This is a genomic window from Streptomyces tardus (genome assembly GCF_018101125.2).
GTDB lineage: Bacteria > Actinomycetota > Actinomycetes > Streptomycetales > Streptomycetaceae > Streptomyces > Streptomyces tardus.
This window is the reverse complement of sequence record NZ_JAELVF020000001.1, coordinates 940193-960820: the sequence shown is the minus strand read 5'-3', so window position 1 is coordinate 960820 and position 20628 is coordinate 940193. Positions and strand designations below refer to the sequence as shown.

Genomic DNA, 20628 nt, shown 5'->3' with positions numbered 1-20628 from the left:
TCGTGAGGTACTGAGCTGTGGACGTTCTCCGCCGCAACAGGGCGGCGGAAGAGCGGATCTGACTGTTTCGCACGCTGTGGGGAGGCGCTGTGGACGCTTATGCGGGGAGGCTTCTGGCCGAGCGCTACCGTCTGCCGCTTCCGCCCGCGGAGGAGTACGAGCTCCGGGAGTCGCGCGCGTACGACACCGCCAGCGGTCAGGAAGTCCTGGTGCGCCAGGTGCCGTTGCCCGAAGTGGTCGAGGCCGAGCTGCTCGGCGAGCCGGGCTTCGGCGGCCGTACCTCGTTGGGACGGGCCACCAGGACGCCGGACGATCCGGCGGTGCGGCGCGCGATCGACGCGGCGCTCGAAGCCAGCCGTATCCCCGACCACCCGCGTCTGGACCAGGTCTTCGACGTCTTCGTGGAGGACGACGGGCTGTGGATCGTCAGCGAGCTGGTCGCCGCGCGACCGCTCGCCGCGGTCCTCGCCGAGGCGCCGCTCACACCGCACCGGGCTGCCGAGATCGCCGCGGACCTGCTGGCCGCGCTCAGCGCCGTGCACACCTACAGCTGGACACACCGCAACATCACCACCCGTACGGTGCTGATCTGCGAGGACGGCCGGGCGCTGCTCACCGGCCTCGCCTCGGGCGCCGCGGAGGAAGCGCTCAGCGGTTACGACCCGTTGCCCACGGACGGCCCGATGGCCCCCTCGCCGCCGGTGCGCGGCCTGCGCGGCCCGGCCGAGCAGCTGCACGCCGAACAGCCCCCCGGGCAGGGCGAGTCCGGGTACGGCGGCGTTGGGTGGGGCGATCCGGAGGCCGGCGCGGAGAACGGCGGTACCGGGTACGGCGATCCGGGCGACGACGCGGTGGTGGACGCGGAGGCGGAGTTCGCCGAGGAGTGGCCAGTGGCTGCGTCCGAGGTGCGGTCCGGGGCGGCGCCCCGGGATACCGGCGACGGCGAGGCGACCGACGAGGCCCCCGCGCCGAAGGGAGCACACGGACCGTGGGGCGGCGACAAGCCGGGCCCGGCGATGGCGATTCCGGTGCAGCTCGGCTACCGCCCGCGGCACACGCCGGACAACGGCCCGAGCGCCGACGGTTCGGATCGTGACGGTGAGAACGGCGACGGCGCGAACGAGGGCTCGGAGGGCGGCCAACTTCCGCCCGCCGAGGACGAGTTGGGCCCGCTGGACTTCGAGAAGGCGCCGCACCGGGGCGTCGGGGGCGATGACACCGACGGCACCGACGGCCGCTTCGATCCGAACGACCACCGGCAGGACGCGGCAGAGGCGGAGCTCGCTCCCCCCGCCGACTCGCAGACCGCACCCGCCGACGCGTACGGCACGCCGGCCACGTACAGAACACCGGACGCGTACGCCGAGACCGATCCGCACCCCCGCGGTCGCGATGCCGAGCTTCGCGGCGGCCACGGAGGTGGCGAGGGCCGTGAGGCGGAGCGGTGGGGCGGCGGCGAGAGTGCCGCAGGCCCCTACCGCGGGCCGGTCACCTCGCTCGCCGCCGAGCGGGCGAGGCAGGCGCGGATGACGATGGTCGGCGCCGTCACCGAGCGCTGGGCGCCCGAGCAGGCCGGGCCGGTCTACGAGAACTGGCGCCTCGCCCCGCCGGTCGGGCCGCCCGCCGATCTGTGGGCGCTGGGCGCGCTGCTCTTCCGTACGGTCCAGGGTCACGCGCCCTATCCGGAGGAGAACACCGCGGAGCTGGTGCAGTTGGTCTGCGCCGAGCCCCCGGCGTTCGCCGAGGAGTGCGGCCCGCTGCGGCCGGTGATCGAGTCGCTGCTGCGCCAGGACCCGACCGAGCGTCCGAGCTACGAGGAGCTCAGCGGCTGGCTGCGTTCGCTGATCAGGTCCGCGCCGGAGCCGGACGCGGGCCGACGGGTGGTCAGCGCCGGGCTGCCGCCCGGCGGACGGCGTTCGGACCCCAGCCGGCTGCCGATCATACGGCGGCGCGGGGAGCTGGTGCGGCGACGCCGAGCGGCTCGTGAGCCGGTTCCGGTGGAGCGCCGGCGGCACCGCAAGCAGAGCGCGAAGCCCGCTCCCCGCACCGGCGGAGGTGATCCGCGCAAGCTCGGCCGGCTGATAGTTCTCGGCGTGTTCGTGCTGGTGGTCGCCGTGATGGTGGGTGCGGCGCTGTTGATGCCGAAATCGGATGGGGACTCCAACCAGCGCGGTTCCGTGGACGGTTCGAGGCCCGCGCCCTCGGAGTCCGGCGACGGCGGCACCGGCGGAGAGGACGACAAGCCGGGCGAGGGCGGAAGCGGCGGGCAGAGCGACAGCCCCGAGCCGAGTGGCGGCGCCACCGACTCCGACGAGCCCTCCGCCCCCGAGGGCTACCGGGTCCAGGACGACCCGGCGGGATTCCGGATCGCCGTGCCCCAGGGGTGGGCGCGCGGCCAGACCTCGGACGGCCTGGTCCGGTTCCGCAAGGGCGCGATGGAGCTGGTGGTCGTGCCCGGACGGGACAGCGCCGACAGGTTCGGCAGCGATCCGCGGAACTACCAGCTCTCCGACCAGCCGGAACTGGCCGACTACCGCGACGCCACGGGCTGGAAGACCAGCAGCGGGGTCCGGACCATCACGGTCGGGGACACCGCGATGGCCGAGGGCGAGTTCGGCTGGGAGGCCGGCGGCAAGCAGACGGTGGTGCGCAACCGCGCCATGCTGCTGGGCGGCAAGTACCACGTGGTGCTGGTCAAGGGCCCGCAGAGCAGCCGCGAAGAGGTCGACGAGCACTTCACCGCGGTCGTCGACACCTACCGCGCCGGCGGCTGACCCGGAACGCCCGGCGTACGGCCCCGTACGCCCCGTCGGGCCCCGTACGCCGTACCGCCCGTCGGGCCCCGTGCGCCGTACCGCCCGTCGGGCCGCGTGCAGCTGCGGTGCGCGTCCTCGCCCGCGGTGCCGGTGTCCGGCGCTCCTCCCGCGCCTCCGGGCGTTCCTCTCGCGCCGCACTCCGACCCCCGCACCCGTACTCGCGCCCCGCCTCCCGCCTCGGGCGTTACGGGCGGACCGCGCCGGCTTGGGACGTAACGTGCCAGTAATCGCTGGCAGATTTTCTGGAAAAGTGTTACCCGCGGGTACCCATCGGTTTTCCTGGGCTCTACTCTCTGCCTATGACGCAGACGCAGGACAGGAATCCGGCCGCCACGGCCCCCGCCGGCACGCGCGACGCCGCCGACGTCGTCACGCCCGAACTCCTCGCGCGCCTGACCCGCGGTGTGGCCGGCAGCGGCAAGACCGTCTCGCACACCCCGTCCACCGGCGAGAAGCTGGCCGACCTGCCCGAGGCCACCGCCGAGGACGTCGAGGAGGCGTTCGAGCGTGCCCGGCAGGCGCAGCGCGAGTGGCAGCACTGGCCGGTGCGCCGGCGCGCGGCCGTACTGCTGCGCTTCCACGACCTGGTGCTGAAGCGCCAGTCCGAGGTGCTCGACCTGATCCAGCTGGAGACCGGAAAGGCCCGGCTGCACGCGCACGAGGAAGTCCTCGCGGTCTGCGTCGCCGCCCGGCACTACGGCCGCAAGGCGCCCTCCTACCTCGCGCCCAAGCGGCACCAGGGCGCCATCCCGACGCTGACCCGGGTGAGCGAGCTGCGGCACCCGCGCGGCGTGGTCGGGCAGATCGCACCGTGGAACTACCCCTTCGAGCTGTCCGTCGGCGACGCGCTGCCCGCCTTCGTCGCGGGCAACGCCGTGGTGATGAAGCCCGACACCGAGACCTCGCTCACCGCGATGTGGGCCAGGCAGCTGCTCATCGAGGCCGGGCTGCCCGAGGACGTCTGGCAGATAGTCCTCGGCGAGGGCCCGGTGATCGGCCCCGAGGTGGTGAACCGCGGCGACTACGTCTCCTTCACCGGCTCCACCGCCACCGGCCGCCGGGTCGCGCAGCAGGCCGCCGCCCGGCTCGTCGGCTGCTCGCTCGAACTCGGTGGCAAGAACGCGATGATCGTCCTGCCCGACGCCGATCTCGACAAGGCCGCCGCCGGCGCCGTACGGGGAGCGTTCTCCTCCGCGGGACAGCTCTGCATCTCCATCGAGCGGCTCTATGTGCACGATTCGATCGCCGACGCCTTCCTGGAGCGCTTCGTCGCCCGTACGAAGGCGATGCGGCTGGGCTCAGCCCTCGCCTACGGCGCCGACATGGGCTCGCTCGTCTCCGAGCAGCAGCTGCGCAACGTCACTCGGCACGTGGCCGACGCCGTCGAGCAGGGCGCGACCGTGCTCGCCGGCGGCCGGGCCAGGCCCGACCTCGGCCCGCTCTTCTACGAGCCGACGATCCTGGACGGTGTCACCGAGCCGATGACCGTCTGCGCCGAGGAGACGTTCGGCCCGGTCGTCTCGGTCTACCGCTTCCAGGACGTCGAGGACGCCGTCGAGCTGGCCAACGCCACCCCGTACGGCCTCAACTCCAGCGTCTGGTCCACCAACGGCCGCCGTGCCCGCGCGCTCGCAGCCCGGCTGCGCACCGGCACCGTCAACGTCAACGAGGGGTACTCCTCGGCCTACGGCAGCGTCCGGGCGCCGATGGGCGGCATGGGCGACTCCGGTCTCGGCCGTCGGCACGGCTCCGAGGGCATCCTCAAGTACACCGAGGTGCAGACGGTTGCCCATCAGCGACTGCTGCCGATGGCGCCGTCGCTGGGCATGGACGACCGGCGGTACGCGGCGTTCATGTCCCGCTCGCTGAAGGCGATGAAGGCACTGCGCCTGCGCTGACCGGTGGGTGCCGGTCACGTCCCGGCGCCCACCCCCGACTTCACCCATCTGTGGGGCTTTTGAGCCGCACCCTCACTTCGGAGGTCCCCGTGTCCCAGGAAGCATCCGATTCCCGGTCGAACTCCGCGCCGAAGGCGGCGCGGACGGGCGACGAGTTCGACGTCGTCATCGTCGGCTCAGGTTTCGGCGGCTCCGTCTCCGCGCTGCGACTGGCGGAGAAGGGCTACCGCGTCGCCGTGCTGGAGGCCGGCCGCCGCTTCAGCGACGATTCGCTGCCGAAGAACTCCTGGGACCTGAAGAACTACCTCTGGGCCCCGGCGTTCGGCCTCTACGGCCTTCAGCGCATCCACCTGCTGAACAAGGTGATGATCCTCGCCGGCGCGGGCGTCGGCGGTGGTTCGCTCAACTACGCGAACACCCTCTACGTGCCGCCGCAGCCGTTCTTCGAGGACCGCCAGTGGGCCCACATCACCGATTGGCAGGAGGAGTTGAAGCCCTTCTACGACCAGGCGCAGCGGATGCTCGGCGTACGGCTGAACCCGACGCTGACCCCGGCCGACGTCCATCTGAAGGTGGCGGCCGAGAAGATGGGTGTCGGGGACACCTTCCACTTCGCGCCGGTCGGCGTCTTCTTCGGCGACGGCAAGGACGCGGACGGAGCCACCCGGACGGAGCCCGGCGCGACCGCCGCCGACCCCTACTTCGGCGGCGCCGGCCCGGAGCGCAGGGCCTGTACCGAGTGCGGCGAGTGCATGACCGGCTGCCGCAAGGGCGCCAAGAACACCCTCAACGAGAACTACCTCTACCTCGCGGAGAAGGCGGGCGTGCAGGTCTTCCCGCTGACCACCGTCACCGACATCACCGACCTGGGCGACGACACCTACCGCGTCACTGCCGTACCCACGAACAAGCGCGGCAGGGGCGCCAAGTCGCGAGGCCGTACCTTCACGGTGCCGCATGTGATCGTCGCCGCAGGTACGTACGGCACCCAGACGCTGCTGCACCGGATGCGCGACGAGGGCAACCTGCCGCGGACATCGCCGGCGCTCGGACTGCTGACCCGCACCAACTCCGAGGCGCTGGTGGGCGCCCAGACCGTCCCGCGCCGCTACCGCAAACGGCACGGCAAGGACGCGGAGCTCGACTTCAGCAAGGGCGTGGCGATCACCTCGTCCATCCACCCGGACGCGAACACCCACATCGAGCCGGTCCGTTACGGCAAGGGCTCCAACGCGATGTCGCTGATGACCACGCTCCAGGTCAACCACACCTCCCGACTGCCCCGGCTGCTCGCGCACCTGGTGACCTGCGTGCGTCACCCCCAGCTCTTCCTGCGGTCGCTCTCGGGCCGCAAGTGGTCGGAACGCGTCATCATCGGCCTGGTCATGCAGTCGCTCGACAACTCGCTGACCACGAGCCGGAAGCAGAAGGGTCTCGGCAAGGGGATGCTCACCGCCCGGCAGGGCCACGGTGCACCCAACCCGGACTACCTGCCCGAGGGAGCCGAGGCGGCACGGCACCTGGCCGAGGACATCAACGGCTTCGCCGGTTCCAACGTCGGCGAGCTGATGGGCACCCCGCTCACCGCCCACTTCCTCGGCGGCTGTCCGATCAGCGACGACCCGGAGAAGGGCGTCATCGACCCCTACCACCGGCTCTACGGCCACCCCGGTGTCTCGGTCGTCGACGGTGCGGCGGTCTCGGCGAACCTCGGCGTCAACCCCTCGCTCACCATCACGGCCCAGGCCGAACGGGCCGCCTCGCTCTGGCCGAACAAGGGCGAGGCCGACCCGCGTCCGAACCAGGACGAGGCGTACGTACGGCTCGCCGCCGTCGCGCCCAACAGCCCGGCGGTCCCGGAGGACGCGTTCGGCGCGCTCCGTCTGCCCGTACTGCCGGTGCCGGTGGTGCCCAAGCGCAAGACCGCGGCAGAGGAGTCGGTGTCCGCGGAGCGGGCGGGGTCGGCGAAGGATGCCGGGCCGAAGGCACCGACGCAGACCGGTAAGCCGAAGTCCGGTAAGTCGAAGTCCGGTAAGCCCGGGGAGTCCGGGAATCCGAAGGCGGCAGGATCGGCCGAGGTGGCGAAGGAGCGGAAGGCGTCGGGAGAGCCGCGCGAGTAGAGCGTGGACGGAACCGTTCGCGTTCCGGCGGTCCGGTCGGCTCCGGCCGGTGTGCAACACCGCGCGCTGCGCAGGGGTTTCGGCTGGAATCGCCCGTCTCGGTTAGGGTGCGGTGACGCCGATCCGCGGGCGGCCGGCCCCCGGCGTCCCGGGAACCGGCCACTGGGTAGTGACCGGGCTGCTGTCCCCTGCGTTCCGGTCACCGCACCGAAGCGAGGTCCCACGACGCGCGTTCCTCCCCGACTTCGGGAGGAGCGGCGCCTCATCGCTTCGGCAGCGATCCCCAAATCGCCGGGCCCCGGCGGACATTGGGTTACCTGGACCAACGAAGCGCACACCCGCCGGTCACGCGCCGTACGGGTGACGAGGCGTGCGCAGGTCCGCCCGTGACCTGCGGACGCCTCGTACGTGTGCGGCGCGCGCGGGCTGCGGAACCAGTCGCGACCGCGCGAGCGCTCCAGCCGGCACAGCCCCCAACGCCGTTGCGCGGTGCCCGAGTTGGGGAGCGGAGGGGGCCGGTCCGGTCGTGACCGCCGACTCGGCCCGGCCTGGGCGGGTCCCACCGGTCGTACCGGTCCTGGCCGGCCGATGCCGCGTCGGCCGGGGGAGACGACTGCCGCCCCGGGCCGGGCCGGCGGGGCGGGGCAGTGAGCGACCGCTCGGCGGCTGACGAGCAGCACCGGCCGGGCCCGCGGCGGCCGGACGGGCGGGTGCCACCGGCGAACCGGAAAGCGGGCGCCTGCTGCGGCGCGGCGGCCGGTGTGCCCCGGTCGGGCGAATCGGCAAAGTCGACGGCGGTAGACTCGGCCGCATCGTCCCGGCGCCGCAGCCGGGTGCGCGCCCTCCCGATCCACCGCCGAAAGGCAGCTCAGTGGCTTCCACCGTGGCATCGAACGCCGCCGCGTCCTCCGCTCCCGACACGGTCCTCGTCGTCGACTTCGGGGCGCAGTACGCCCAGCTCATCGCCCGCCGCGTCCGCGAGGCCCGGGTCTTCAGCGAGATCGTCCCCTCGACGATGCCGGTCGCCGAGATGCTGGCGAAGAAGCCGAAGGCGATCATCCTCTCCGGCGGCCCCTCCTCGGTGTACGCGGAGCAGGCGCCCACGCTCGACCGTGCGCTCTTCGAGGCCGGCGTGCCCGTCTTCGGCATGTGCTACGGCTTCCAGCTGATGGCCCAGCTCCTCGGCGGCACCGTGGACAACAGCGGCGCCCGCGAGTACGGCCGTACCGAGCTGCACGTCGGCCGGGCCGGTTCGACGCTCTTCGAGGGCACGCCGACCGAGCAGCAGGTGTGGATGTCGCACGGCGACGCCTGCTCGGCCGCGCCCGAGGGCTTCGCGGTGACGGCCTCCACCGACGTCGTACCGGTCGCCGCCTTCGAGAACGACGAGAAGAAGCTCTACGGCGTCCAGTACCACCCCGAGGTGCTGCACTCCACCCACGGCCAGCAGGTGCTGGAGCACTTCCTCTACCGGGGCGCGGGCATCGAGCCCAGTTGGACGACCGGTTCCATCGTCGAGGAGCAGGTCGCCGCGATCCGGGACCGGGTCGGCGACAAGCGCGCGATCTGCGGGCTGTCCGGCGGAGTGGACTCCGCGGTGGCCGCCGCACTGGTGCAGAAGGCCGTCGGATCCCAGCTGACCTGCGTGTACGTCGACCACGGGCTGATGCGCAAGGGCGAGACGGAGCAGGTGGAGAAGGACTTCGTGGCCGCGACCGGCGTGCAGCTGAAGGTCGTCGACGCCGAGGAGCGCTTCCTGGCCGCCCTGGCCGGGGTCAGCGACCCGGAGCAGAAGCGGAAGATCATCGGACGCGAGTTCATCCGGGTCTTCGAGCAGGCCCAGGCCGAACTGGTCGCCGAGGCAGGGGAAGAGGGCGCCGAGGTGGCGTTCCTGGTGCAGGGCACGCTCTACCCGGACGTCGTCGAGTCCGGCGGCGGCACCGGCACCGCCAACATCAAGTCCCACCACAACGTGGGCGGGCTCCCGGAGGACCTGGAGTTCGAGCTGGTCGAGCCGCTGCGTCAGCTGTTCAAGGACGAGGTGCGGATGGTCGGCCAGGAGCTGGGGCTCCCGGAGGAGATCGTCCAGCGCCAGCCGTTCCCCGGGCCGGGGCTCGGCATCCGGATCATCGGCGAGGTCACCAGGGACCGGCTGGACCTGCTCCGCGAGGCTGACGCCATCGCGCGCGAGGAGCTGACCGCGGCCGGTCTGGACCGCGACATCTGGCAGTGCCCGGTCGTGCTGCTCGCCGACGTCCGCTCGGTCGGCGTCCAGGGCGACGGCCGCACGTACGGCCACCCGATCGTGCTGCGGCCGGTCTCCTCCGAGGACGCGATGACGGCCGACTGGTCGCGGCTCCCGTACGACGTGCTGGCGAAGATCTCCACCCGGATCACCAACGAGGTGGCGGACGTCAACCGCGTGGCCGTCGACATCACCAGCAAGCCGCCGGGGACCATCGAGTGGGAGTGACGCGGGAGACACCGCACCGCTGAAGGACTCGCCCGGACGTCGACGACGGTGAACCCAATCGTCGGGTGTGGAACCGGCGTTGCGAAGGGGCGGGGGCGGGGGCGCTGTGGTGCCCGCCGCCCTCAGCGCTCGTCGTCGTCCTCCGCGTCGTCGTCGTGCTCGTCGAACTCGCCGTCGTCCTCGTCCTGTTCGTCGGACCCGTCGTCTTCTTCGTCGTCGTGCTCGCCGTCGTCCCCTTCCGAATCCGGCTCTTCGGCGTCATCCTCCTCGTCCGCCCTCACTTCCTCGTCGGTGCGGACCACCTCGCCGTCGCGTATCTCACCGCGCCAGCCCTCCGGCTGCTCCTCGGCGAGGGTCACGTAGCGCTGGAAGTGCTTGAAGTCCAAGCGGATGCGGCGTCCCTGGGCGCGCCACAGATTGCCGGTCTTCTCGAAGAAGCCGGACGGGCGGTACTCCACGACCAGCACCACCCTGGTCAGCGTGGGTGCCAGCTCGTGAAAGCTGACCGCTCCCTGAGTGGAGCCCTTCGGCCCCTGGGACGTCCACACGATCCGGTCGTCGGGTATCTGCTCCTGAACGGTGGCCTCGAAGCTGCGCGAGGACGCCGCGATCTTGGTGTTCCACTTGCTCACCGTGTCGTCGTCCTTGGAGACAGACTGCACGCCCTTGGCGAACTTTCCGAACTCCTCGTACTGAGTCCAGTGGTCGTATGCGGCCCTGAGCGGTACGCCCACGTCCAGGGTCTCGATCACCGTCGTCACCTTGGGGTCACCCGGTGTCATCACCGCTTCCCCTCCGGAGCCCGAGTCCGAGCCGGATCCACCCGACCCCGGGCTGTCCGAATCCGGTCCGCCGGAATCCGGGCCGTCGGAGCTGAAGCGGTCGCCCAGCCGCTGGGTGGTGTGGGAGACGCGTTTGCCGAGTCCCTCGGCGGCGCTGCCGATCTTCGCTGCCGCGTAGTCGGCCACCACACCGCGCAGTCGGTCGACCGCGGAGGGCCGAGTGTCCGACGCCTGCTGTCCCATGGCGCTACCTCCGGGGGTTGTTGCGGGTCGCCGAGCCCGTCTTCTTGGCTGCCGTCTTCCCGGCGGGCGCCGACTTGGCGGTTTTCTCCGTCCTGCTGCTCTCTCGGGCGGGAGCGGATTTCCGGGCCGGCTCGCTGCGCTCCGCACGCGGCACGCCACGGCGTCCACCCGAGGGCTCGGGCTCCCGTTCGCCCTGTTCCTCCTCCGGCTCCTCGGCTTCCTCGTCTGCTCCCTCCTCGGGCTCCTCGTCCGCTCCGTCGGCCTCCTGTTCCTCGTCGCTCTCCTCGCTCAGGTCGCCGTCGCCGTCGTCGTCCCGCTCGCTTCCCGACGCGTCATCGTCGCTGTCGGTGGCTGTCTCTCCCGGCTTGTCGCCGGGTACGGCCGTGCGGCTGCTGATCACGTCGGCGAGCGAACCGGCGCCGCGCTCGGCCAGCGAGGTCATCACATTGCGTGCGGCATCCGTGCCCTCCTGCCGCAGTTGGTCCCGCAGCTGCGCGACCTCCGGTACTCCGCCCAGCCACTCGGCCGCCTGGGACGCCAGCTGACGGGGCTGGGCACTCGCCTCGCGTCCGGCCAGCATCATTGCCAGGCTCAGCGCGAGTCGGCCCTTCTTCGTACGCCCGAGCAGGTAGCCGCCCGCGACCGCGGAGGCCAGACCGATCTTCGTCGTGTCATCCATGGGTATCCCACCTCTGAAGAGCCGTCGGGGCGGGGGAGCGGTGCGCCGACTTCTTGTCGGCGCCGCTCGGTTCCCGCGCCTGCCATCGCGCCGTGCGGGGCCGTTCCCTCACTGCACGCGCGAACGGTCGCCGGCGGTACTTGTCGAGCGGTCATCGCGCCGGGAACCGCCGGAACTCTCCGAGCCCCCGGAGCCCTCGGACTTCTCGGAGGTGTCGGGGACATGTACGTCCAACACGTAGATGTTGATCTCGACCACCTCAAGTCCCGTCATCTCCTTGACGGTTCGCGAGACCTTCGACCTGATCTGGCGTGCGGTGTCGGTGATGATCGCGCCGTACTCGACGACGAGTGAGATGTCGACGGCCGCCTGCTTCTCGCCGACCTCGGCGTCCACGCCGCGAGCGCTGTCCTCGCCCGACTGCAATCGGTTGCGCACCGCTCCCACCGCTCGGGACACGCCACCGCCCATCGAGTACACGCCGTCCGCTTCACGGGCGGCGATACCGGCGATGGACTCCACGACCACATCGGCGATTGCCGTCCGACCGCCGACGGTCTCGGCGCCCGACTCCCCGTTCTTCCGTGCCTGCGATGTTCTGTACTGATCGGTCTCCATCGAAAACCCTTCCTTGTCCCCGAGTGGGTCTCCGCCCGCGTCCCGGGCGGAGGTTCAGGGCGCGGTCGGTACGACTCGACGTGTGCGAGCGGCCGGTCCTGCGGTTGCGGTCGCACCGCCGCCGACGGGGTCACTGCGGCGGGCGACCGCGAGTGGCGCGAGGTGAGTGCGTACCGGCCGACTTCCGCCCACCGACCCCCGGGCTTCGTTCGGCCTCGCGTGCGGTGGCTGCCCTCGCGGACCGGCGGGGGTGCTTGCCCGGGGCAGCGTCGATCACCGATCCGGCGGCGCGGGACTTGTTGGTTCCCGGTTCGCGGCGAGTACGGGCCGTGGGGCGGGACGGCTGGCGGCGCTCGCCGCGTCGCCCGGCGTCCTCGACGTCCCGTTCTGCGGTTTCTTCCGCTTCCGGGAGGTCTTCGTCCCCGTCCGTGGAGTCGTCGTCCAGCCCCGCGGGGTCGTCGTCCAGCTCGTTCTCGGCGGTGTCGACCGCGTCGTCCGCGCTTTCCACGACGCCTTCGGCCGTGTCCTCGACGGCGCGGCTCGTGCTGTCGGCGGTGGTGTGCACAGCCTTTCCGGCGCTCCGTGCGATCTGGCCGGCTCCCTCGCCGGTGGCCTCGACCGCCTCGCCGGTGCCTTCACCGACCGACTCCACCGCCTCGCCGGCGCCGTGACCCAGTTCGGCCACCGCGGTTCCCGCGCTGCTGCCCAGGTCCGCCGTGGCGGTCTCCACCCCGCGCGTCACATGCTCCAGGATCTGCGGGTTCCGGTCGATCGTGGTCAGCACGCGTCCGACGATGGCAGCGACGTGCCGCAGCCGTACCTCCAGCTCCGCCTCGGCCTCGACTCCCTTGACGTCCAACTGAACCCGGCCCAGGCGTACGTCCGCTCCGACGTTGAGCTTGAGGAGGTCGAGCACTTCCGCGCTCAGGGCGACCTGCGCGGTGAGGTCCTCGACCTCGAGGTTGATCTCGTCGACGTGGAGCGTCGGAACCTCGAGCCGCACGTCGGGGGCGTCCACGGCCGGAACGTCCTCGTCCACCCGGGCCGGGAGCGCCGTTCGGTTTGCACCGGGGCCTTCGGTGGGCTCCTCCTCGTCCTCACCGAAGGGGTCTCCTTCGACCGAATGTTCGGGGTAGCTCATTCCAGACACACCCAAATAGGTAGACAGTACGCATACAGGTTTATTGTGTCATCCATCACGCTTCGGGGCGACCGCCGTCGCCTGCGGGCGGTCGGCACGGGGTTGCGATCTCCCCAGCCGCGCGCCGAGCACATCCGTGAGCCGCCGCACCGGCGCCGGCGGCGTGAGCTCGCCGCTCGCCGCTCGCCGCAGGGCCGCGTGGCGTCGGTGCCCAACGATGCGGCGCCGGCGCGAACCGGACCCGGAGGAGGCCCTGTTGGCCGGAGAACAGGGTGTGCGTGTGCCTACGGGGACCGCGCGGCCCGCCCAGCCGGCGATCGAGCCACATGAGTTGGGCTTCGCTGCTCGACAACTCGGAGCTCCCGGCGCTGCGTTCGGCCAACGTTCGGCCAACCGGACGCCAACGCGGCGGCGTTCGTCGGGCAGGTCCGCGAGCGCGGGTCCGCGCCACAGGTCCAACGCAGTGCGCAACTCGTCCGGGCTGCCGTCGAGCGCGGCCGTGAACCGGTGCGCATCGACGTCACAGGAGTCGAGGCACAGTACGTATCCGGGGTCGCGGGTCTCCACGCGCGATTCGCCGAGCAGCCGTCGGAGTGCGGAGATGTGGCCCTGCCGCGCGGCCTTCGCAGCGGCCGGCGGCTCCCCGCCCGGACGAACGAGAGCAGTGGACGGACAGGCGTCACCGCTCCTGCCTCAAGGGCGAGCGCGGCGAGCACTCCCCGTCGTTCCGGCGCTGCCATGCAGTGCAACCGGCCGCTTTGGCCGACCAGTTCGAGCAAGCCGAGCAGTCTGATTCCGGCCGCGGCGCGCCCTCGGTCAGCCGCGTGCCACGCCTCGCAGACGGAAGGGCGGGGTGTTCCGCTCGTACCCGAAGACGTCCGGCCCCAACGTCGGAGTTCACTCCACGACTACAAACGGTCACCGAACGGCAGCCCCGCCACTCCCAACGGGCACTCATCCACAACCCGTTGACCCTTGCTCTACTCCGCCTCGGTGCGCACCTTGTCCGCGATCTCGACCAGCGAGCCACGAGTGGGAACGAACCATCGGCGCGTTCCCTGCACGGCCTTGGGCCCCTTCTTGTTGGCTTCCTCGAAGAACTTCATCACCAGGGCGGTGGGCGAGTACTGCATGCCGTCCAGCTCCCACAGCAATGGCTTGCTCTTGCTCCGGGCCCAGGTCGCTCGACCTCGCCGAGGATCCTCGGCGATCCAGGCGGCGAGTGCCGAGCGTTCGGGCCCCGTCACCGGCCGGAACTCCAGCGCGGTGCCCGCCTCGATCGCCTCCGCCTCCACGATGACCGTGACGGCGTTGGCCTTGCGCGCCTTGCCCTCGCTTTCGGATGCCTGGTAGCCCTGCGCCAGATCCGGAACGGTCTCGCCGGCACGGGTTGCCTCGGCAGCGGCGCGCGCGACACGCTCATAACGCTCGCTGGACCGGAAGAGAGAACTGATGTGGCTTCCCTGGCCGATGACGGTGTCAACGGTGTGGATGGCCCGGCGGAATGCTTCCTCTGTCAGTTGGGCGACCGATGCGAGGACCTCTGTCCACTGCTCTTCGTCTACCTTCCGCCACCCGGGCAGGGACTGGTACACCAGATGCGCGACGAGGTGCCCGCCCTGGTCGGCGAGTTGCTCGGCCCGGCCCTCTCGTTCGGTGCGGGAGTCCCGCAGATGCTGCTGGATTGCACGATGGAGCTGTACGCACCGCCAGACCGTCCGGGCGTCCCCCACCTTGAAGATCTCGAAATAGGTGTCGTTGTCCCAGAGTCGCCGGCTGTCCGCGGTGGCGCGGTAGGAGATCCGGAAATCCGCGTGAGCGCAGGCCAGCGCCATGGCCGCCTCCGCCATGTCGCAGCCCTCTCGGCTGTCTTGCGGCTTATCACCGCGCTTGAGCACATAGGCCTTGTCCAGGCCGTACTGGAAGTCGTAGGCCAAACGCCGCTGAAGATCGTCCAGCGCTCGGAAGTCCTGCTGGATGACGCCGTTCTGAGTGTTCGTCGCGATGGTGACCCTGCTGTCGAACCCGGACGGGGTTCCCTGAAGCGGAATGATGCGGATGCCGAGCGCCGCCTTCTTCAGAGCCTCGGGAGCACGTGTGTGCGCTTCGTGGATCGAGGCGACGGTCTGCGCTCCGTTGACCACGCTTGCGTCGTTGAGCTGGAGGTCTCCGAGCGGTCCCATCATCGGCACCGTGTCGCAGAGAACCGTGATGCCGTTGTGGAAGTACCAGAAAAGTTCCGGGGTGTTGACCAGGCAGTCGACGATTTCGGAGTTGACCGGCGTGAGCCCCAGCGGGTGGCGGATGTTGCGCTTGAAGAGGCGGTGTCGGTACTCGGCGTGCCATGCCGCGACCTGGTCGGCGGTGATGGTGCCGTAGTACGCGGGGTAGGGCTCCTTGTGCACCTTGAGATCTTCGATCCGGGCCTGGAGTTCGATGCGGGTGTCGGAGCGCACCGCTCGCACGAAATCCGAGAGGTGCATCGTCTTGATGGTCATGAAGTCGTGGTTGATCTCGTTGTACTCGCCGGTGAGATCGGCGCAACGCTGCCGGACGTTGGGTGAGAGGCGCTCCTCGCCGGTCAGGGCGAGGAGGACGGTCAGCCGGACCCCCGGGTTGGCCAACGCATTCGAAAGATCCTCGATCAGCGGCTGCAGCTTGTTGTTGAACCTGTGGTACTCGCCCCGTTTCACCAGAAGATCGAGGCCGGCCTTGAGCGCGAACATCGACTGCTGGTCGAAACCGGCGTTTCCGTTGCTGCTGTATTTTGCCTGCACGATCCAGATGTGGGGCGATTCGGTGTCCACCGCGATGGCGTCGATGCCTTCGTCGTCGAAACCGTCGATGACGCACTTCGCCGCCCGGCCGGGCTCCCAGCCGGTGGCGTCCACCACTGCGAGCGCGGCGAGCGCTCGGGAGAGCCAGGTCTTGTCCGGATCGGAACGCTTGGCCGCTTCGTCGCTCATGTCGATGAGCCCGTCGAACCGCTCGCGGAGCTGTTTCTCCACCTGCTTGATGTACAGGTCCTTCATGTGCAGATCCTTCATGCGCCCCGCTCCCCTGTAACCGATTCCCCACGCTCAGCGATCGATCGTATCAACGCCAGTGCAGGAGCGGACCGTTGAACGTACGGGGCAGGCGGTCCGAACGGCGTCGTTCTCAGCGGCCGAGGTCGCCCAGCCAGACGTGGCGGCCCATCTCGTCCAACTCGGCCTTGAGCGACTCGCATTCGGGAATGGCCCGACGCAACAGCCGCCAGTAGTCGGGGCCGTGGCCGGAGACTCTGATGTGCGCGAGCTCGTGCGCGATGACGTAGTCGATCAGCCGTGGCGGGAGCTGGAAGAGGCCCCAGTGCAGCGCCATCACACCGGGGCTGCCGCCCGGCTCGGGCGCCGCCCGGTAGGTGCCCCAGCGCTTGCCCACATCCCGCACGACGAGACGGGGCTCGGCGACCTCCATGCGTCCCGCCCACGGCTGGAGCCGCCCCCGCGACCAGTCGGCGCCCGCCTCCCGGTACCAACGGCGCAGATGGGCGCGGGCCAGCACGGGATCCTCGGCGACGCGCGCGTCGAGCAGGAACTGCCCCGCGACCAGGCGTACCGGTGCCGGCGGAGCGGACGCCTCCGTCAGCGCCAGCCGGTACTCGCGGCCGAGATAGCGAAACAGCTCGCCCTCGGCCAGTCTCGGTGCGGAGTTGAGCGGGCGGTGCCGTCGCCACAGCTCCAGCTTCGCGTCGATCCAGCGTCGGTTCTCCCGTACGAAGCGGTCCACTGCGTCGAAGCCGGCGCCTAGCGGAGTGCGCACCACCAGCCTGCCGTCCCGCTCGATCGTCAGGCCCAGGCGTCGGCGCTCTCGGGTCACCGAGACGGTGGCCTCGCGGCCGTCGAACACTGCTCTCTGGCCGTCGGTGAGCTGATCGGATCGCTGGTCCACGATGCCACCGTAGCCGTCCGCACTGTCAGTGCCTTCACATGTTTCCCGCCTGTCTGTAGTGCGAGAGGTGGCCCTGCACATGACCGGCCAGCGCCGTGCTGAGGTCCTCCTCTGCGCTGATGTCCCGCTTTGCGCCCTGGCTCCTGAGGGCGGTCCGCAGCGTTTTCCAGATCACGTCCTCCAGTCTGGAAAGGCTCGTCGCGTCGTCCCGGTAGGAGTGCAGCGACACCTCCGCCACAATCGAGCTCTCCACGGCGATGACGACGGACCTGACCTGCTCGGCGAGGAGCGGACCGAACGGGCTCTCCTCGTGCGTGAGCTTCCCGGAGAGCTGCTTGTACAGCAGGTACTCGGTCCGGGTGAGGCCGTGCGACTCCGGATCGTCGGCGTTCTGCGCCCTGGCCGTCTCGATCAGCGGCTGCACTTGTTCGCTGATCCTCTCCCAGCGACCATCGAACTCGCGCAGCACCTCTTCGAGACCTTCGGACAACTCCCGGTAGAGCTCCGGGCGTTCGCGGCGTTCTCGCTGCTCCAGGTGGTAGCGCAGACCGTGCACCTGCTCGGCCGCCGCGAGTTCGGCGTTGGAGATCGATTCGACGGCGGAGTCGAAGCCGAGGTCGGTGATCGAGACGGGGACGATCTGCTGGGACAGCTCCGAGTGCTGCAGATGGTCGGCGATCAGGGAGCGCACCGCTCGTCCGACCGGGCGCAGCGAGAACACGCCGCCCTGCGCATCCCGGTAGAGCCTGCGCGCACGCTTCTGCAGCAGCGTCCACGCCTTGGCTTCCGCGATGTGTGCGAGGGCGGCCTCGTGCGGCAGCACGCGATCGAGCCCACGGTGGAACTCGCTCAGCAGCTCGTCGTAGCGTGCCCGCGTCTCCTCCTCTTTCAGTGCGAGCACCGCGCGGGTGAGGCCGGCCCGGTCGGCGAGCTGGGTGATGCCCTGCTGGTCGAGGAAGTTCCGGACTGCTTGTGCGCCGACTCGGAGAGCAGGCAGATCTTCGTCCAGAGCCCGAACGCTGCGCTGCACCGAGGGGTCGCCCCGGTAGGCGGCGAGAGTGACGGTGAGGTCGTCGAGCACGCCGTAGTAGTCGACCACGCGCCCGTGTGTCTTCTCCCGGGCCGGCCGGTTGACCCGGGCGACGGCCTGGAGCAGTTCGGCGTCGCGGATCGGACGGTCCAGGTAGAGCACCTGCTCGATGGGCGCGTCGAAGCCGGTCAGCAGCATCGACTTCACGATCAGGAAGGCGACCGGCTGAGCCTCCGACGCCTTGCCGACGGTCTCGACGGCCACCTCCTCCTCACCCCACGGATTGAAGGACGGCATCCGCCCCACCTGTCCCATCAGCGGCGGATTCGGCTCCGCTTCCGGTGCCGCGGCTTCCCACGGAAGGTCGGGCGGGAGATGTGGGAGCGGCTGGCGGAAGTCCTTGATGTGCTCTTCCTGCCGGGCCGGATCCGTCCATTGGCGCCAGCCGCGGTCCTTGCCGTCCCTGCCCTCGGAGATGACCGGGACGAAGTCGATGCGTCGCAGTACCGCCCGGTACTGCCAGGCGCGCAGATGCAGCAGCTCGCGCTCGGTGTACTGCGACACGTCCTTGTCCCGGAGGTGCTCGGGGTCGAAGTCCTCGATCTCGGCGAGCAGTTCCGCGCGGGCGTCGCGCAGCGCGTGCCGGTACATCACCGCGGCCCGGCGGCTGACGGCTGCCAGCTGCGCCTTGAAACCACGGTCGAGCGCACCGGTGACGTAGTGGTTCAGCATGTCCCGCGCCTTGGCGCGGATCATCGGCGCGGACTCCGCCACGTCCCGTGCGGTCGGCTGGGACCAGCGCCGCCGCAGAAGCCGCTGCTGATCGTCGGAGAGAGGCTGCAGCAGGTTGTCGAACTTCCCGTCCAGAGCGTCGGCGTCGCTCACCTCGCCCTTGCCGGTCCGGCCCTCGTAGCGGACGGGGACGACAACGCCGTCGGTCTCGGCCTCTTCCATTCGGTAGGTGTCGAGGAAGAGGTCGTCCGGCTCGGTACCGAAGATCCGGCTGGTGTGCTTGAGGTGGTTGCCCCGCATGATCGGGGTGCCGGTGAACCCGACCCGGGCGGCGTTCGGTACGGCGTCGCGCAGGCAGGCGTGGAGGACCGAGGCGTGGGAGCGGTGGGCCTCGTCCACGAGGACCAGCACCCGGTGCGAGTCGCTGCACCGCCGGAAGACCCGCCGCCGTACGGCCTCCTCGGGTGCTTCGGGTTCCGCCGCCTGCTCCGGGTCCTCTCCGGCTTCGATCCGCTTCCGCGTACGGTCGAAGTCGCCGCGCAGGTCGCGCTCCTCGCGGTCGGCGCTGTCCAGCACGAGCCCCGGGACGCGCCCCAGGTACTTCTGGATCATCGCGAAGATCACCCGCCGACCGCCCGGCTTCCCCGCGTGCTCCAGCAGGCTCTCCACGTCCGCCTGGGAGCCGGCCGTGACCACCTCGCTGCCGCTGAGCTGCAGTGCTCCGTTCAACTGGCCCTGCAACTGCGTGCGGTCGGTGACCACCAGAATGGTGAAGCCGTTCAGCTCCGGATCGCGGTGCATGTGCAGGCGCCTGGCCAGGCAGGCCATCGTCAGGCTCTTGCCCGAGCCCTGGGTGTGCCAGACGACCCCGCCGCGCTCGTCGTCGGTGACGCCGGGACTCGTCGGGTTGCGCCCGTTCGCCAGCTTGCGGACGATCTTCTCCGAGGCGCGGTACTGCTGGTGACGGCAGACGGTCTTGACGCGTCGCAGGATCTCGCCGTCGTCGTCGGTGATCGGCAGCTCGATCACGTAGTGCCGCAAGATGTTGAGCAGATTGGCGGGCCTGAACACCAGGGCGGTCAGGACATGTTGGCCGTTCGGCTGCTGGTCCGCGACCAGCAGTCCCGGGACGCGGCGCAGCTCGCGTTGGAGCGCCGCCGGCTTGTCGTAGTCGGGCTGAACGCTGCGCCAGGCGTGGTAGTGCGCCTCGTCCGCCGAGATCGTGCCGAGTACGGCGTCCTCACCGTTGGCGGCGACCAGCAGCTGGGCGAAGGCGAACAGGCCGGGGATGCCGCGCGGTCGTTCGTGTGCGGTCCGTTCGTCGTCCTCCAAGGGATTGCCGCTGTACGCGCGCAGATCGCTGATGGCGAGGTCGAGCGGGTCCGGCGCATCGGGGCTCTTGCATTCGACGACGGCCAACGGCAGACCGTTGACGAAGAGGACGAGGTCGGGGATCTCCGTATGGCCACCGGGGCCGGCGACAGAGAACTGGCTGACCGCCAGGAAGTCGTGGGCATCCGTGTCCGCTGTCCAGTCCACGAACCGAACGAGCTCCAACTCTCCGTCCGGGCCGGGCAGTTGGGTCCCGCTGAGGAGGAGCGTGGTGGCGGTGCGGTTGGTGTCCTCCAGCGTGACGCCGCTCGCGTGGCTGGTGAGCCTGCGCACCTCTTGGACGGCGGCGTCCGTCGTCGCCTCGTCGAGCCAGGTGTCGGCCTGGCCGGGCTTGCGGTTGATGCGGCGCAGAGCACGCCGCACTCGTCCCTCCAGAATCGGGGAACCCGGCGTACGGTCCTCCGCGGACAGCTCCGAACCGCGCAGATGGGTCCAACCCATCGCCGTGAGCTGCGCGATCAGCGGTGCTTCGGCCTCGTCCAGTTCCGCCGAGTACGGTGCCATCCCCGGTTGCCCTCCCCTGCCCGTTGGCGTGCCCACACCCATTGTGCGCCGAAGACGGCGCCGGGTGTGAGTGGGGGTCTACAGGGTGTGAGCTTTGCGCAGGTGTGTGAGGAACGCGGCCCAGGCGGCGGGGGAGTGCAGGACGTGTGCGCGGCGCGGCGTCTTGGAGTCCCGCACCGCGACGGCCCCGGGAACGTTGTCGGCGACCTCGACGCACTCGCCGCTGCCGCTGCTGTAGCCGGACTTGCGGAATCTGAACTGGGACAT

The 20628-nt window shown here is 70.5% G+C and carries 12 protein-coding genes; 4 read left to right on the top strand and 8 right to left on the bottom strand.

Annotated elements, in window-relative coordinates:
- Positions 1–89: 89 nt before the first annotated feature.
- The 4 genes from JGS22_RS04105 (at position 90) to guaA (ending at position 9307) form a co-directional block, all read left to right on the top strand.
- Positions 90–2774 (top strand): serine/threonine kinase C-terminal domain-containing protein, encoded by a 2685-nt coding sequence (locus JGS22_RS04105; protein ID WP_211039220.1) that lies wholly within the window; start codon positions 90–92, stop codon positions 2772–2774.
- A gap of 341 nt (positions 2775–3115) precedes the next feature.
- Positions 3116–4714 carry a succinic semialdehyde dehydrogenase gene (locus JGS22_RS04100; protein ID WP_211039221.1) on the top strand — a complete coding sequence of 533 codons (1599 nt, stop codon included), beginning with the start codon at positions 3116–3118 and terminating at the stop codon, positions 4712–4714.
- 89 nt (positions 4715–4803) lie between these two features.
- Positions 4804–6834, top strand: coding sequence for a GMC oxidoreductase (locus JGS22_RS04095; protein ID WP_211039222.1), 2031 nt, complete (start codon positions 4804–4806; stop codon positions 6832–6834).
- A gap of 883 nt (positions 6835–7717) precedes the next feature.
- Positions 7718–9307, top strand: a complete 1590-nt coding sequence (guaA, locus tag JGS22_RS04090; protein ID WP_211039246.1) for a glutamine-hydrolyzing GMP synthase — start codon at positions 7718–7720, stop codon at positions 9305–9307.
- A 122-nt stretch (positions 9308–9429) separates the two neighbouring features.
- On the opposite strand, the gene JGS22_RS04085 is transcribed toward guaA, so the two are convergent.
- The 8 genes from JGS22_RS04085 to JGS22_RS04050 form a co-directional block, all read right to left on the bottom strand.
- On the bottom strand, positions 9430–10332 hold the full coding sequence (locus JGS22_RS04085; protein ID WP_211039223.1) for an SRPBCC family protein: 903 nt from the start codon (positions 10330–10332) through the stop codon (positions 9430–9432).
- A 4-nt stretch (positions 10333–10336) separates the two neighbouring features.
- Positions 10337–11011, bottom strand: coding sequence for a histone protein (locus tag JGS22_RS04080; RefSeq protein WP_211039224.1), 675 nt, complete (start codon positions 11009–11011; stop codon positions 10337–10339).
- A 108-nt stretch (positions 11012–11119) separates the two neighbouring features.
- Entirely contained in the window at positions 11120–11629 is a 510-nt protein-coding gene (locus tag JGS22_RS04075) for an Asp23/Gls24 family envelope stress response protein (protein WP_211039225.1), read from the bottom strand.
- 130 nt (positions 11630–11759) lie between these two features.
- On the bottom strand, positions 11760–12770 hold the full coding sequence (locus JGS22_RS04070) for a hypothetical protein (RefSeq protein WP_211039226.1): 1011 nt from the start codon (positions 12768–12770) through the stop codon (positions 11760–11762).
- A 980-nt stretch (positions 12771–13750) separates the two neighbouring features.
- Positions 13751–15817: an AIPR family protein gene (locus JGS22_RS04065; RefSeq protein ID WP_211039227.1), complete on the bottom strand. Its 2067-nt coding sequence runs from the start codon at positions 15815–15817 to the stop codon at positions 13751–13753.
- Positions 15818–15929: 112 nt separating this feature from the next.
- Positions 15930–16703 (bottom strand): M48 family metallopeptidase, encoded by a 774-nt coding sequence (locus tag JGS22_RS04060; protein ID WP_308405503.1) that lies wholly within the window; start codon positions 16701–16703, stop codon positions 15930–15932.
- Positions 16704–16737: 34 nt separating this feature from the next.
- Positions 16738–20361 (bottom strand): type I restriction endonuclease subunit R, encoded by a 3624-nt coding sequence (locus tag JGS22_RS04055; RefSeq protein ID WP_211039229.1) that lies wholly within the window; start codon positions 20359–20361, stop codon positions 16738–16740.
- A 78-nt stretch (positions 20362–20439) separates the two neighbouring features.
- Positions 20440–20628 (bottom strand): DUF397 domain-containing protein, encoded by a 189-nt coding sequence (locus JGS22_RS04050; protein WP_211039230.1) that lies wholly within the window; start codon positions 20626–20628, stop codon positions 20440–20442.

Bases quoted from the DNA above. Each gene is read 5' to 3' on its own strand.
- JGS22_RS04100 (WP_211039221.1), top strand. From the start codon at position 3,116: ATGACGCAGACGCAGGACAGGAATCCGGCCGCCACGGCCCCCGCCGGC.
- JGS22_RS04085 (WP_211039223.1), bottom strand. From the start codon at position 10,332: ATGGGACAGCAGGCGTCGGACACTCGGCCCTCCGCGGTCGACCGACTG.
- JGS22_RS04080 (WP_211039224.1), bottom strand. From the start codon at position 11,011: ATGGATGACACGACGAAGATCGGTCTGGCCTCCGCGGTCGCGGGCGGC.
- JGS22_RS04075 (WP_211039225.1), bottom strand. From the start codon at position 11,629: ATGGAGACCGATCAGTACAGAACATCGCAGGCACGGAAGAACGGGGAG.
- JGS22_RS04070 (WP_211039226.1), bottom strand. From the start codon at position 12,770: ATGAGCTACCCCGAACATTCGGTCGAAGGAGACCCCTTCGGTGAGGAC.
- JGS22_RS04065 (WP_211039227.1), bottom strand. From the start codon at position 15,817: ATGAAGGATCTGCACATGAAGGACCTGTACATCAAGCAGGTGGAGAAA.
- JGS22_RS04055 (WP_211039229.1), bottom strand. From the start codon at position 20,361: ATGGCACCGTACTCGGCGGAACTGGACGAGGCCGAAGCACCGCTGATC.
- JGS22_RS04050 (WP_211039230.1), bottom strand. From the start codon at position 20,628: ATGTCCCAGTTCAGATTCCGCAAGTCCGGCTACAGCAGCGGCAGCGGC.